Origin of the sequence: Roseovarius confluentis (assembly GCF_002917925.1) — a bacterium.
GTDB classification, from domain to species: Bacteria; Pseudomonadota; Alphaproteobacteria; order Rhodobacterales; family Rhodobacteraceae; genus Roseovarius; species Roseovarius confluentis.
Genome location: NZ_PPFE01000005.1, coordinates 57,462 through 71,428 on the forward strand (window position 1 = coordinate 57,462; position 13,967 = coordinate 71,428).

Consider the following 13,967-nt stretch of genomic DNA (forward strand, 5'->3'; position numbering starts at 1 on the left):
CTGCACCAAACATGCTGCCCCGATCGGAGGGAGGAGGCCCGGACCCGGCCCTTTTCCCACCGTATCCAGCCATGCGCCACCGATCAACTCAGGCTTCGTGCCGATTGGTGAAAAGCTCCCACTCGAACCGAGCCCGCACGCCAGGTCCCGCAACCAGCACCCCGCCGAATGTCCCCTTGGTCACCTTCAACGCGTTCTGGCACACCGCCGCCCACACGCACCGCGCATGGTCGGTGCGGTCAGGCAGGGTCACGCCCCATCCCGTGGTCTTGTCATCCTGCTGCAGGCGGTTGATCTTCATGGTTTGAGCCATCAGCCTCTCTCAAGATTGACGCCTACCATACAACCCTGTATTCAACCATGCAGCCCTGTACAGAGACCCCGATGCAAGTCACGCAGAAAGAAGACCGACAAACCCGTCTGACCCGCGATGACTGGATCGACGCAGCCCTGCGCCTGCTGATCGACAGTGGCGTCGACGCAATCCAGATCACCGTCCTGTCCCGCAGCCTCGGTGTCACGCGTGGCAGCTTCTACTGGCATTTCGACTCCCGCGAATCGCTCCTCGACGCGCTTGTTCACCAATGGCGCTCCCGCAACACCGGCGTTATCGTCGACGCGGTTTCCAAAGCCGAGACACTCGACGACGGCATCCTCGCTCTTTTCGCCGTCTGGACCGATCACCGCCGCTTCGACCCGGCGCTCGATCAGGCGATCCGCAACTGGGCCCGCTACGACGACGCCCTCCGCGCGCGCCTCAAGGCCGAGGATGACGCCCGGATCGACGCCGTCGCCGCCATGTTCCAACGCTTCGATTATCCCCAGCCCGAGGCGTTCATCCGCGCCCGCGTGATCTGCTTCACCCAGATCACCTATTACGCGCTCGACATCGCAGCGGGCGAAACCGACGCCCAGCGAATGAGCTATCTCGAGGCCTATTTCCGCTGCTTCACCGGGCGCGACATCAACCCGGGCACGGCCAACGCCTATCGCGACATCCTGATGCGCGGGGCACAAAAATCATGAACACCCAACGCTCCGGCGGCCGCCGTGGCCGCGCCGCCAAGCGCGCCAATGCCGCCGAACACGCGTTCGACGCCGCCTGGCGCCAGTGGAAGCGTCCCTATCCGCCCATCGAGCAATTCAGCGCCGACGAGATCGAGGCGATCCACCAAACCTCCCTCAGGGTCCTGCGCGACATCGGCATCAAGGTTCTGAATGACGAGGCCCGCGCCCTCTATCGTTCCGCCGGGATGACCGAAGTCGATGACAAAATCATCCGCTTCGACCCCGGCGCGCTGATGGCGCTCATGGCCCACGCGCCGCCAGACGTCACCCTGCACAGCCGCAACCCCACCCGCACGCAGACCCTCGGCGGGCCCAACGTCGGCATCACCACCTCCGCCGGCTCGCCCAACTGTTCCGACCTGCAGGGCGGCCGCCGCCCCGGCACGCAGGCGGACTACGACAATTTCTGCAAGATCGCGCAGGCGTTCGACGTGATCCATTTCATCGGTCCGGTGGTCGAGCCGCAGGACATCGCCCTCGGCCTGCGCCACCTGCACATGACCCGCTCCATTGCGGCCCTGACCGAAAAGATCCCCTTCGTCTATTTCCGCGGGCGCGAGGCCATCGCCGACAGCTACGAGATCCTGCGCCTCGCCCACGGCCTCGGCAAGGACGACTTCCCCAATACCTGCGTCAGCTATTCCGTTGCCAACTCCAACTCGCCCCTGCAACTGGACGCCCTGATGTGCCGCGGCATCATCGACGCAGCCCGCGCGGGCCAGATGATGATCCTCACGCCCTTCACGCTGGCCGGCGCCATGGCCCCGGTCACCATCCCCGGCGCGCTGGTCATGCAGAACGCCGAGACGCTGGCAGGTCTGTGCCTGTCCCAGATCGTCCGTCCCGGCGCGCCCGTCTGCTACGGTAGCTTCACCTCCAACGTCGACATGCGCAGCGGCGCGCCCGCCTTCGGCACGCCGGAATACGTCAAGGCCGCCTTCGCCTCGGGCCAGCTTGCGCGCCGCTACAACGTCCCCCTACGCTCCTCAGCGCCGACAGCCTCGAACGCGCCGGATGCGCAAGCCGCCTACGAATCGCAGATGTCGCTCTGGGGCGCCCTGATGGGCGGCGCCAACCTGATCCTGCACGGCGCAGGCTGGCTCGAAGGCGGGCTGACCATCTCGGTCGAGAAGTTCATCATCGACGTCGAAGTGCTGCAAATGTTCGCTGAACTCTTCAAGCCGGTCGAGGTCACCGAGGCCACGCTCGCCTATGACGCCATCGCCGACGTGCGCCACGGCGGCCATTTCTTCGGCACGCAGCACACGCTGGACCGGTTCGAGACGGCCTTCTATTCGCCGCTCCTGTCCGACTGGTCAAACTACGAGAACTACCGCGACCGGGGTGCGGTGGACACGACCGAACGTGCCAACCGCATCTTTTTCGAAACGCTCGCCGCGCACGAGGACCCGGCCCTGGCGCAAGACCGGCTGGAGGCCATCGACGCCTTCATCGCCAAACGCACCGAAGAAGGCGGCGCGGATATCGAGCAGTAGGTCTGGTGCCGAGTGCGGCAATCAAGCGTAGGGTGGGTGAAAACCCACGCGGACCTTACCCTTTCACAACCATCTGCGGCGAGATCACGTCGATCCCCAGCGCCTTGCCCACGGCAAAATACGTCAACTGCCCGGCATGCACGTTCAGACCGTTCAGCAGGTGCGGATCATCGGCACAGGCCTGTTTCCACCCCTTATCCGCCAGCGCCAGCATGAACGGCATCGTCGCGTTGCCCAGCGCGATGGTCGAGGTCCGCGCGACGGCGCCCGGCATGTTGGCCACGCAGTAATGCATGATCCCGTCGACATCATAGATCGGGTCGGCATGGGTGGTGGCCTTCGAGGTCTCGAAACACCCGCCCTGGTCGATCGCCACGTCCACCAGCACCGCGCCCGGCTTCATGTCGGCGAACTGTGCCCGCTTCACCAGCTTGGGCGCTTCGGCCCCGGGGATCAGAACCGCGCCGATCACCATGTCGGCCTGCTCCAGATGCTCGGCCAGAAGGCCTTGCGACGAATATCCTGTGTTGAAAGTACCCGAGAACACGTCGTCGAGATACCGCAGACGCGGCAGCGAGCGGTCCAGCACGGTCACGTCCGCGCCCATGCCCGCCGCGATCCGCGCCGCGTGCGTGCCCACGACACCGCCACCGATCACCAGCACCTTGGCCGGGCCCACACCGGGCACGCCGCCCATCAGCACGCCGCGCCCGCCATTGGCTTTCTGCAGCGTGTAGGCGCCAACCTGCGGCGCCAAGCGGCCCGCAACCTCCGACATAGGCGCCAGCAGGGGCAGGCCGCCGCGCTCGTCCGTCACGGTCTCATAGGCAATCGCCGTGCATCCGCTTTCCAGCAGGTCCTTCGTCTGTGCCGGATCGGGCGCCAGGTGCAGGTAGGTGAACAGCAGCTGCCCTTCGCGCAGCATCTTGCGCTCACCGGCCTGCGGTTCCTTGACCTTCACGATCATGTCGGCGGTGGCAAACACCTCTTCCGCCGTGTCGATGATCGTGGCCCCGGCGGCGACATAATCCGCATCCTCGAACCCCGCGCCCTTGCCGGCGCCGGACTGGATGATGACCTCGTGACCATGGGACACGGCCTCTCCGGCGGCGTTGGGTGTCATCCCCACGCGAAACTCCTGCGGTTTGATCTCAGTCGGGCATCCGATTTTCATGTCGCACTCCTCTTTGCGCTATAGACTAGAATACAGCGGCCTCATTGAAAGGGGTTTGATATTTTGCCCGTGCTTGCTGTAGAAACCGGAATATTCTTCGAAGCACTGGCGTTTCACCAAAAGGTTTTGCCCCGAATGACCCTCGACACGATGGATCGTCGCCTTCTTGCCGTCCTGCAGAAACGCGGCCGCATCTCCAACGCCGACCTGGCCGAGGCGGTCAACCTCTCGCCCTCGGCCTGTCATCGCCGGGTGCAGCGGCTGGAAACCGAAGCCTACATCAAGGACTATGTCGCCCTTCTGGACCCGCGCCGCATGGGGGTGCCCACCACCGTCTTCGTCGAGATCACCCTCACGACCCAGGCAGACGATGTGCTCGACGCGTTCGAGACCGCCGTGGCCCGCATCCCCAATGTGCTGGAATGCCACCTGACGGCGGGCACCGCAGACTATCTGCTCAAACTCGCGGTCGAGGACACCGAGGATTTCGCCCGCATCCACCGCCAGTATCTCACCCGCCTGCCCGGTGTGGCCACCATGCAATCCAGCTTTGCGCTGCGCACGGTGCTGCAAACCACGGCCCTGCCGGTTTAAGTCAAATCCGCCGTATTTTCCTTTCGGTAATCAACATCGCCTTAGGCTCTTGACGTGATGCTCGCCTCTCGGAGTGGCGGGCATGACCAAGACGTTTTACGGCATAGACAACGAATTCGCGGTTGCGACCGGGGCAAACGTCAACGACGCGCCCGGGCAATCGTCCTTCGACTATCCGCCCAACAGCTCGCAGGACCTGATCGTCACCTCGAACGCGAGCGACAGCGGCCCCAACCTGTTCGAACTGGGCGAGACCTACGATGTCCAGTATTCCGGCCCCGGCGGCACGCATCTGCTCGACGACGCGGTCGTGATCCGCAGCGACCCGGCCCCGGCTGATGGCGGCATCATCGTGTTCGAAGGGACGGATGGCAACGGCGACCCGGCCCAGGTCATCTGGTCGCCGGGCTTCGATCTGGAAACCTGGTACTTCGACAATTTCACCAACGGCCAGCCGCCCAAGTTTTTCACCTCCGACCAGAACGCCAGCTATACCCATACGGTCAATTGTTTCGCCGCCGGTACCTTGCTCGAAACCCCGTCCGGCGCCCGGCCCGTCGAGCATCTGCGTTCCGGTGACCGGGTGCTGACCCGCGATGCCGCGCCCCGGCGCATCCTCTGGGCAGGCGCGCGGCGCATGGCGGGCGACGGGCCCGCCTGTCCGGTCCGTTTCGCCCCCGGCGTTCTCGGCAACACGCGCCCACTGCGTCTGTCCCAACAGCATCGCGTCGCGATCCGCGCGTGGAAGGCCGAGCTGCTCTTCGGCACGCAAGAGGTACTGGTGCCCGCCAAGGCGCTGGTGGGCCAGCCCGGCATCACCTTCGCGCCCTGCCGCTCCGTGACCTACGTCCATCTTCTGCTCAAGGATCATCAGCTTGTCCTGGCCGAGGGCGGCGCACCCTGCGAAACCATCCTGCCCGGCGTGATGACAGAGGACTGGCTGATCGAAGAAGCCGCCGCGATCCGTCGCGCCGCCGGTACCGCACCCTATCGCGCGGCACTGCCGATCCTGACCTACCGCGAGGCCCGCTGCATCGCGGGCAGGCGCGGCCCTCTCCGCGCACCTGCCTTCATGCGGCTTTAGAAACAAGGAAAATCCAAAGGGCCCCGGTTCGTTGACCGGGACCCCCTCCGACGCGCATGATCCGTGAGTGACAGCGCAGCCGGATACCCTTCCGGTACCCGTATTCTAACCGCGGAGCGGCTGAGCGGTGTATCGGAAAAAACACGGGCTTTGACCCGTAGGGAAAACCTTACCTTTGGCTGTGACGTCGCGTCACTTTCCCGCAAAAAAGCCCCGGCGTCTCCACCGGGGCTTTCCGTTTCTCAAAGACCGCGGATTTTACTCGTCCGCAGGCTCTTCTTTCTTGGCTTCCTCGCCGGTCTCCTGGTCGACAACCTTCATCGACAAGCGCACCTTGCCGCGATCGTCAAAGCCCAGCAGCTTGACCCACACGTCCTGGCCTTCCTTCAGAACGTCCGACGGATGGTTCAGGCGGCGGTTCTCGATCTGGCTGACATGCACCAGCCCATCGCGCTTGCCGAAGAAGTTCACGAAGGCGCCGAAGTCCACGATCTTCACGACCGTACCCTTGTAGATCTTGCCTTCTTCCGGCTCTGCCACGATCGAATGGATCATGTCGTATGCCTTCTGGATGGCCTCGCCGTTGGGCGACGCGATCTTGATGACACCCTCGTCGTTGATGTCGACCTTGGCGCCCGACACTTCGACGATCTCGCGGATCACCTTGCCACCGGACCCGATCACTTCGCGGATCTTGTCGGTCGGGATCTGCATCGTCTCGATGCGCGGTGCGTGAACCGAGAACTCGCTCGCTTCGGTCAGCGCCTTGGCCATCTCGCCCAGGATGTGCAACCGGCCGGCCTTCGCCTGCTCAAGCGCCTTCTCCATGATCTCCGGCGTGATGCCTGCGACCTTGATGTCCATCTGCAGCGACGTGATACCGGCTTCGGTCCCCGCCACCTTGAAGTCCATGTCGCCCAGGTGATCCTCGTCCCCAAGGATGTCGGTCAGGATGCCGTAGGAACCGTCGTCTTCCAGCACCAGGCCCATGGCCACGCCGGCCACCGGCGCCTTCAGCGGCACACCGGCGTCCATCATGGACAATGACCCACCACAGACCGACGCCATCGAGGACGAGCCGTTCGACTCGGTGATCTCGCTGACGACCCGGATCGTGTAGGGGAAATCCGTCGCCGCCGGGAGCACCGCCTGCAACGCGCGCCATGCCAGCTTGCCGTGACCGATTTCACGCCGTCCCGGAGGGCCCACGCGCCCCGCTTCGCCGACCGAGTAGGGCGGGAAGTTGTAGTGCAGCAGGAAGTTCGAACGGAAGTTGCCGTGCAGCGCGTCGATGATCTGCTCGTCGTCGCCGGTGCCCAGCGTGGTCACGACCAGACCTTGCGTTTCCCCACGGGTGAACAGGGCCGAGCCATGCGTCCGCGGCAGCAGGCCGGTTTCCGAAACGATCGGGCGGACCTCGTCGAGGCTCCGGCCGTCGATCCGCTTACCGGACTTCACGATGTCACCGCGCAGGATCGACGCTTCCAGCTTCTTGAGAGCGGAGCCCAGGTTCGGATCTTCAAGCTGTTCTTCGGACAGTGATGCCTTGATCTCTTCCTTGGCGGCCGAAACGGCACTCGTGCGTTCCTGCTTGTCCTGGATCTTGTAGGCCGCGGCCAGCTTGTCTTCGCCCGCCGCCTTCACGGCCTCGTAAAGGTCGCTGTAATCCGGCGGCTGGAAGTCGAACGGCTCTTTCGCGGCGTCCTCGGCCAGGTCGATGATCATGTCGATCACCGGCTGGATCTGCTCATGCGCGAAGTTCACCGCGCCCAGCATTTCCTCTTCCGACAGCTCGTAGGCTTCGGATTCCACCATCATCACGGCACTCTTCGTGCCCGCAACCACCAGGTCGAGCCGCTGCTCGGGGTTGTTGCGCAGGTCGTGCATGTCGTCGACCTCGGGGTTCAGCACGTACTCGCCATCGGTGAAACCGACACGGCAGCCCGCGATCGGCCCCATGAAGGGCGCGCCCGAAATGGTCAGCGCGGCGCTGGCCGCGATCATCGCCACCATATCCGGGTCATTGACCAGGTCATGGCTCAGCACGGTGCACATCACCAGCACTTCGTTCTTGAAACCCGGCACGAACAGCGGGCGGATCGGACGGTCGATCAGGCGCGCGGTCAGGGTTTCCTTTTCCGTGGGCCGTGCCTCACGCTTGAAAAAGCCGCCGGGCACCTTGCCCGCGGAATAGTATTTCTCCTGGTAGTGAACGGTCAGCGGAAAGAAATCCTGACCTTCACGCGGGGCTTTTGCAAAGGTCACGTTCGCCATGACCGAGGTTTCCCCGTAGGTGGCGATGACCGAGCCATCCGCCTGACGGGCAACCTTGCCCGTTTCCAGTGTCAGCGTATCCTCGCCCCACTGGATCGATTTTTTCACTTCTTTGAACATCTATCGTTTCCTAGCTGGAGGCCCTCCCGGGCGTATCCCGGGTCCTCCGTTACATTGGTGGCCCCATTGCCACCGACCCCTCCATCATCTCATGCGCCGGGGTCTAAGGCGTCACGTTTCAGATAGGTGCGCCCATACAGCAGATCGGTGTGAAATGAAAGCGGCGATGTCGCGCCGGCCACAGCCCGAAACACGCACCCGGCGGCATATTGCACAGGACGGCCATCGAACATCGTCATGATTGGAATTTCAGGGCTCGTCCCCGGGACAAGCCGCGCGGCCTCACTGGGTCGGCTTGTCCGGCAGCGATCCGAAAACCTCTTCGGCCAGAACCTCGCCGGACAGGCTCAGCTTTTTCTGCCCCTGCGGGTCTTCCTCGACCTCAAGCCAGACTTTCTCGCCGTCCAACTCGACATAGAACCGCCACTCGTCGTGCTCGATGCTGGCAATCGCGTCTTCGGGCCTGAGTTGCCACGGCGCCTTGCCAAAGAATTTCTTCACATACCCCCCGAGCTGCCGGATATCCGTCCCCGGTTTCGTCGAAGTGTTTGCCCAAGTCACCTGTGCCGGTACTGCCATCGCATAAACTCCCTCCAGAGTTTAAAGGATAGCACGGTTAACAATTTTGTCACGATTCGCGGCAAAAGCCGGGCGGGTCAGCCCCCCACGTTCAGTGCAGCGCGTCGAAACATGCCAATTCCCAAGGCAAATAGGGCAGAGGGTTCGCATCACACGAGACCCCGCGCCGCGCGGCGACCGACCGTCAATCCTCGATCCTCCGCATCGACCAGTTGACGCTGAAACCGTGCAGGATCGTGGACAGCAGGATGACCAACCCGACAAGCGACCAAAGCTCACTCTCGTTCACGAAATCTATATGGCTCATCGCGTAGCACAGGTAGTAGATCGAGCCGATCCCGCGCACCCCGTAGACGGCAACCACCGCCCGGTCCCGGTGCGGCATATGCGACCCCATCAGGCTCAGCCAGCCTGATACGGGCCGGATGACCAAGATCAGGATCAGCGCAATGACCACATGGCGCCAGGTCAGATCGGCCAGCACCAGCGGCAGGACCGTCCCCAGCGCGACCAGCAACAGGGCGGTCAGCGCATGTTCGATCGATTCCGTGAAATCATGCAGGCGCCGGTGAAATCGGTGGTCCTTTTCCTCTCGCCGCAGGGTCAGCCCCATCACGGCAACGGCGATGAACCCATAGCCCTCCACCAGTTCCGTCGAGCCATAGCACAACAGCACCCCGGCCAGTGCCACCACCCCCGATCCGGTGTCGGCCAGCGGCGCGTTCCGCGGGACCGAGAACAGCACGAACGCAAGCACGCGGCCACCGGCCCATCCGGCGACGATCCCGACGGCGATGCGATAAAACACATCCCAAACCAGCCAGTCCAGCGCCCAGACACCCGGGTTCAGGCCTTCGGCGGCCACGATCAGTCCCAGATACACGAACGGAAACGCCAGCCCGTCGTTCAGCCCCGCCTCTGTCGTCAGGGTAAAGCGCACGGGATGCTCCCGGCCTTCCTGCGGCGGACCGACCTGCACATCGGCCGCCAGCACCGGATCAGTGGGCGCGATGACTGCCCCCAAGAGGATCGCCCCGGCCACGGTCAGGCCCTCCAGGCTGACGCCAAGCAGAGCCACGGCGGCGATGGTCAATGGCATGGCGATGCCAAGCATACGCGCCGTCGGACTCCACTTGCGCCAGGGCCTGATCGTGTCGATCCGCATCCCCGTCCCGAACAACGCCACGATCACGGCCAGCTCGCTCATCTTTTCCCACAGCAGCGGCGCTTCGCGCGGGTCAGGCATGAAAGCCGCGGCTGGGATCAGCATGGCGGCCCCGGCCCCGAACAGGATCATCAGCGGCGCAAACACCGGCTCCGCACGGGACACCAGCCGCGGCAGCCACCGCGCGCTGATGACGATCACCCCGGTCACCGCCAGCGCAATGTGATAGGGATCAAGACCAAAAAAGGAATCCGAGTTCATGGATGCTTCTGTTTAGTTGAAATCGTGGTACCAGGAACGGGATTAGCACAGCTTTGCAAGCGACCGCCACAAGGCCTCGGGGCGCGGACGCTGCCGTTTACCGGCACACCCTGTCCGGGCCTCACCCGGTCAGGATCCCGCTGACTTTCAGCGCTCGCTGCGCATTCCCCTCGACCTTCAGCTTGCCCGACATGTAGGCCATAACGGGGTTCTGCTCGCCCGACAGGATGTCGCGAAAGACCGCATCGCTGGCCATCAGCACCACGTCGGCGTCCTCGTCGCCCGCCCTTGCGCCGGTCTCGTCCAGCATCACGCTGCCCGCACCCTCGATCACCAGCTTCGCGGTGCCGCGAATGGCCCCCTTCGCCTTGGGGTCCAGCGTTTCGACATAACTCTCGATGATCTCGTTCATGGAATGACGCACCTTTCGCTGTCCCGACGGGCAAATCTCTCCATGCACGGCCCGCTGCGGTCAACGCGAACCTTGCGTCACCAGCGGCTCAGCGCGTCCTCGTCGGCGTCCTTCGCATCCACCCAATCGGCGCCGTCCCGCGTCACTTCCTTTTTCCAGAAGGGCGCGCGGGATTTCAGGTAATCCATCAGGAACTCCGCCGCCTGAAACGCATCCGCCCGGTGGGGCGAGGACGTGGCGACCATCATGATCATCTCGTCGGGGGCCAGCGCACCATGGCGATGAATGACCAGCACATCGCCCAAGCTCCAGCGCGCGCTTGCCTCCTCGGCGATCCCGGCCAGCGCCTTCTCGGTCATCCCCGGGTAATGCTCGATCTGCATCGCCTCCAGGCCCGCCGCGATATCCCGCACGATCCCGGTGAAACTCACCACCGCGCCCATGCCACTCTGCCGGCTGGTGAAATCGTTGACCTCTGCGCCAAGGTCGAACGCCTCTTCCTGCACACGGATGTCCAAGGCCTCAGCCCCCCGTCATCGGCGGAAAGAATGCCACCTCGCGCACCCCCGCAAGCGGCGCATCGAAATCCGCCAGCTCCTGGTCCACGGCCACCCGCAGCGCATCCAGATCGGCGAACGCCATCTCGTAGCGCGCCTCCCGCGCCCGCAACTCCTCGACCAGGTCCCGCACCGTCGCGGCCCCGGTTTCGATGTTGTCCTTGGGGCGCCCGATCCGCTCCCGCACCCATGCGAAGTATAGAACGTCCATGTGCTCAGTCCTTCAGGTAAGGCATCGCCTTGCGAAAATAGTCGAAGCCGGTGATCAGCGTCAGCCCGGCGGCCAGCCACAACAGCCACAGCCCAACATGGCCGGTGACGACCATCCCGTCGAATTTCCACCGCAGCCCATGCAGATCCTCTTCGCGACCCGCCAACACATCGGCCACGATCTGTTCATCCATGCCCATGCTGGACATGCCGAAATAGTGCAGGAAAACACCTTGCGCAAAAAGCACCGCAATCGCCACCATCTGCAACGTGGTCTTCCACTTGGCCAGCCTGGTCACCTTCAGCGTTCCCGCCGTATCGCCCAGGTATTCCCGCAGGCCCGACACGAACACTTCCCGGAACAGGATCATCGTCGCCGGCAGCACCAGCCACGGCGACATCGACGAGTACCCCAGGATCACCGCGAGTGCGATCACAACCATCGCCTTGTCCGCGATCGGGTCAAGCATCGTGCCCAGCTTGGTCGTCTGCTTCCACGCCCGGGCCAGGTAGCCGTCGAACCAGTCCGTGATCGCCGCGCCGACGAACAGCACCAGCGCAAACCAATCCGCCCACGGGCGGTTGAAGTAAAGAAACATCACCGCCAGCGCCGGGGCCGCCAACAACCGCAACACGGTCAGAATATTCGGAAGATTCCACGTCATACGCTCTAAGTAGTGCGAACCGCCCTCGTCCGAAAGCCCTGATCAGGTTTCCACGGCTTCATCGTTCCCGAAATACTCCGGGGGTCTGGGGGCAGCGCCCCCAGCCGGTCGGCGCGGGCGCAGCCCGCGTCGAAATCCGCTCAGCCTTTCTCGTGGAAATGGTCATAGACCTTCTGCGCCAGCGCGGCCGAGACGCCGTCCACAGCCTTGAGATCTGCCAAGTTCGCCCGGCTCACCGCCTTGGCCGACCCGAAATGCGCCAGCAATGCGCGTTTACGCGACGCGCCCACCCCCGCGATCTCGTCCAGCGGTGAGGCACTGACCGCCTTGGTCCGCTTTGCCCGGTGCGTGCCGATGGCAAACCTGTGCGCCTCGTCCCGCAGCCGCTGGATGAAATACAGCACCGGATCGTTGTGGCGCAGCGCCATGGGCCGCTTGCCCATCCGGTGAAACTCTTCCTTGCCGGCGTCGCGGTCCAGCCCCTTGGCCACGCCCACCATCGGCAGGTCGCGCACGCCCATCTCCTGCATGATCGAATGCACGGCGCTCACCTGCCCCTGACCGCCATCGATCAACAGCAGATCGGGCCACAGCCCCTTGTCGCGGTCCGGATCCTCCTTGATCAGCCGCTTCAGCCGCCGGGTCAGGACCTCTTTCATCATCCCGAAATCATCCCCGGGGGTCAGGTCGTCGCCGCGGATGTTGAACTTACGATACTGGTTCTTCATCAGCCCTTCGGGCCCGGCCACGATCATCGCCCCCACGGCATGCGCCCCCTGGATATGGCTGTTGTCATAGACCTCGATCCGCTCCGGGGCCGCGGGCAGGTCGAACGCCTCCGCCACGCCCTTCAGCAGCTTGGCCTGCGTCGCGCTCTCGCTCATCTTCCGCGCAAGGCTTTCGCGGGCATTGCGCAGCGCCGCCTCGACCAGCTCGGCCTTCTCGCCCCGCTGCGGCACCAGCAGTTCCACCTTGCGCCCCAGCTTGCCACTCAGCGCCTCTCCCATCAGGTCCGGGCTCTCGATCTCGTGGCTCAGGATGATCTGCCGCGCCGGGTCCTTGGTGTCATAGAACTGGCCCAGGAACGCCTCCAGCACTTCCGCCTCGGCCACGTCCGCACCGACGCGCGGATAGAAATCCTTGTTCCCCCAGTTCTGCCCCGCACGGATGAAAAACACCTGCACGCAAGCCTGACCTTTCTCCAGGTGCAGCGCCACCAGATCCGCCTCGCCCACCGTGCGCGGGTTGATCCCTTGCGCCGTCTGCACTTGCGTCAGTGCCTTGATCCGATCACGCAAGGCCGCGGCGCGCTCGAACTCCATCGCCGCGCTGGCTTCCTGCATGTCGGCGGCCAGCTTCTCCTGGATCTCCGTCGACCGCCCCGACAGGTAACGCTGCGCATCCTTCACCTGCGCGGCATACTCCTGTTTCGAGATATACCCCACACATGGCGCCGTGCAGCGCTTGATCTGGTATTGCAAACAAGGCCGCGTGCGGCTCTCGAACTGCGTGTCGCTGCAATTGCGCAGCTGGAACACCCGCTGCAACTGCCCCAGCGTCCGGTTCACCGCCCCCGCGCTGGCGAAGGGGCCATAATACTGCCCTTTCTCCTTCTTCGCGCCGCGATGCTTCTTGATCATCGGAAAGTCGTGCCCGGTCACAAGGATATTCGGAAACGACTTGTCGTCGCGCAAAAGCACGTTGTAGCGCGGCTTCAGCTGCTTGATCAGGTTCTGCTCCAGCAGCAGCGCCTCGGTCTCGGTCGCCGTGGTCAGGAACATCATCGACGCGGTTTCCGCGATCATCCTAGCGATCCGCGGAGTATGCCCCGTGGGCCGCGAATAGCTCGACACCCGCGCCTTCAGGTTCCGCGCCTTGCCGACATACAGCACCTGGCTCTGCGCCCCCAGCATCCGGTAGACCCCGGGCGAGCCATCCAGCGTCTTCAGGTAAGACTGGATCACCTTATGCCCGGTCTCGGGGACGGCAGCGCGCTCTGTTTCGTGTTTCGATTCGCCGGTCATTCGTTCTGGTTTGATTCTGCCTGTTGGGCTGCAATGATTAGCACACACCCCGCAATAGGAAACATCTCCACCGATCGTGTGGATAACTCTGCGGACAAGTTTTGGGCAGCCGGATTTTTTCGTTGTATTAGACCTGCTTCGTTAAGTTGCACAGAAATTAAGCACAAACATAAGGCATTGTTTTCAATACACAAAAAATCCGTGGTATCCCAAATATATGAAAACATTAAAACTTTTGTAACGCTTCGGTAACCACCCGGCGGCACGTGAACAAGTTGACGTAG

At 63.6% G+C, this 13,967-nt stretch carries 15 protein-coding genes; 4 read left to right on the plus strand and 11 right to left on the minus strand.

From position 1 onward, the window contains the following. Window positions 1-88 precede the first annotated feature (88 nt). Entirely contained in the window at window positions 89-313 is a 225-nt protein-coding gene (locus C2I35_RS13110) for a hypothetical protein (RefSeq protein ID WP_146050036.1), read from the minus strand. Window positions 314-384: 71 nt separating this feature from the next. On the opposite strand from C2I35_RS13110, the gene C2I35_RS13115 reads away from it, so the two are divergent. Continuing rightward, window positions 385-1,026 carry a TetR/AcrR family transcriptional regulator gene (locus C2I35_RS13115; RefSeq protein WP_170067208.1) on the plus strand — a complete coding sequence of 214 codons (642 nt, stop codon included), beginning with the start codon at window positions 385-387 and terminating at the stop codon, window positions 1,024-1,026. Then, window positions 1,023-2,564 carry a trimethylamine methyltransferase family protein gene (locus C2I35_RS13120; RefSeq protein WP_103763522.1) on the plus strand — a complete coding sequence of 514 codons (1,542 nt, stop codon included), beginning with the start codon at window positions 1,023-1,025 and terminating at the stop codon, window positions 2,562-2,564. The genes C2I35_RS13115 and C2I35_RS13120 overlap by 4 nt, the downstream gene beginning before the upstream one ends. Window positions 2,565-2,619: 55 nt before the next feature. On the opposite strand, the gene ald is transcribed toward C2I35_RS13120, so the two are convergent. Further along, window positions 2,620-3,738 (minus strand): alanine dehydrogenase, encoded by a 1,119-nt coding sequence (gene ald, locus C2I35_RS13125; protein ID WP_103763523.1) that lies wholly within the window; start codon window positions 3,736-3,738, stop codon window positions 2,620-2,622. 135 nt (window positions 3,739-3,873) lie between these two features. Here ald and C2I35_RS13130 point away from each other — a divergent pair, with 135 nt between their 5' ends. After that, window positions 3,874-4,332 (plus strand): Lrp/AsnC family transcriptional regulator, encoded by a 459-nt coding sequence (locus C2I35_RS13130; RefSeq protein ID WP_103763524.1) that lies wholly within the window; start codon window positions 3,874-3,876, stop codon window positions 4,330-4,332. A gap of 82 nt (window positions 4,333-4,414) precedes the next feature. Beyond that, a complete protein-coding gene (locus tag C2I35_RS13135) occupies window positions 4,415-5,416 on the plus strand; it encodes a Hint domain-containing protein (RefSeq protein WP_103763525.1) in 1,002 nt (333 codons plus the stop codon). Between the two features lie 258 nt (window positions 5,417-5,674). Here the strand turns inward: C2I35_RS13135 and pnp are convergent, their stop codons facing one another. The 9 genes from pnp to uvrC form a co-directional block, all read right to left on the minus strand. Further along, entirely contained in the window at window positions 5,675-7,810 is a 2,136-nt protein-coding gene (gene pnp / locus C2I35_RS13140) for a polyribonucleotide nucleotidyltransferase (protein WP_103763526.1), read from the minus strand. Between the two features lie 89 nt (window positions 7,811-7,899). Next, window positions 7,900-8,049 (minus strand): hypothetical protein, encoded by a 150-nt coding sequence (locus tag C2I35_RS22310; RefSeq protein ID WP_211286142.1) that lies wholly within the window; start codon window positions 8,047-8,049, stop codon window positions 7,900-7,902. Window positions 8,050-8,092: 43 nt separating this feature from the next. Continuing rightward, window positions 8,093-8,389 carry a hypothetical protein gene (locus tag C2I35_RS13145; RefSeq protein WP_103763527.1) on the minus strand — a complete coding sequence of 99 codons (297 nt, stop codon included), beginning with the start codon at window positions 8,387-8,389 and terminating at the stop codon, window positions 8,093-8,095. A gap of 184 nt (window positions 8,390-8,573) precedes the next feature. Then, on the minus strand, window positions 8,574-9,815 hold the full coding sequence (locus C2I35_RS13150) for a cation:proton antiporter (protein ID WP_103763528.1): 1,242 nt from the start codon (window positions 9,813-9,815) through the stop codon (window positions 8,574-8,576). A 121-nt stretch (window positions 9,816-9,936) separates the two neighbouring features. After that, complete coding sequence (locus tag C2I35_RS13155; RefSeq protein ID WP_103763529.1) at window positions 9,937-10,227, minus strand: SCP2 sterol-binding domain-containing protein; 291 nt, start codon at window positions 10,225-10,227, stop codon at window positions 9,937-9,939. A 77-nt stretch (window positions 10,228-10,304) separates the two neighbouring features. Then, window positions 10,305-10,745 carry a molybdenum cofactor biosynthesis protein MoaE gene (locus C2I35_RS13160; protein ID WP_103763530.1) on the minus strand — a complete coding sequence of 147 codons (441 nt, stop codon included), beginning with the start codon at window positions 10,743-10,745 and terminating at the stop codon, window positions 10,305-10,307. A 4-nt stretch (window positions 10,746-10,749) separates the two neighbouring features. Next, the gene (gene moaD, locus C2I35_RS13165) at window positions 10,750-10,995 is read right to left on the minus strand and encodes a molybdopterin converting factor subunit 1 (protein ID WP_103763531.1); all 246 of its coding nucleotides are present in this window, start codon (window positions 10,993-10,995) and stop codon (window positions 10,750-10,752) included. 4 nt (window positions 10,996-10,999) lie between these two features. Then, window positions 11,000-11,659, minus strand: coding sequence for a CDP-diacylglycerol--glycerol-3-phosphate 3-phosphatidyltransferase (pgsA, locus tag C2I35_RS13170; RefSeq protein WP_103763532.1), 660 nt, complete (start codon window positions 11,657-11,659; stop codon window positions 11,000-11,002). A gap of 140 nt (window positions 11,660-11,799) precedes the next feature. After that, window positions 11,800-13,683, minus strand: a complete 1,884-nt coding sequence (uvrC, locus tag C2I35_RS13175; RefSeq protein ID WP_103763533.1) for an excinuclease ABC subunit UvrC — start codon at window positions 13,681-13,683, stop codon at window positions 11,800-11,802. Window positions 13,684-13,967: the final 284 nt, after the last annotated feature.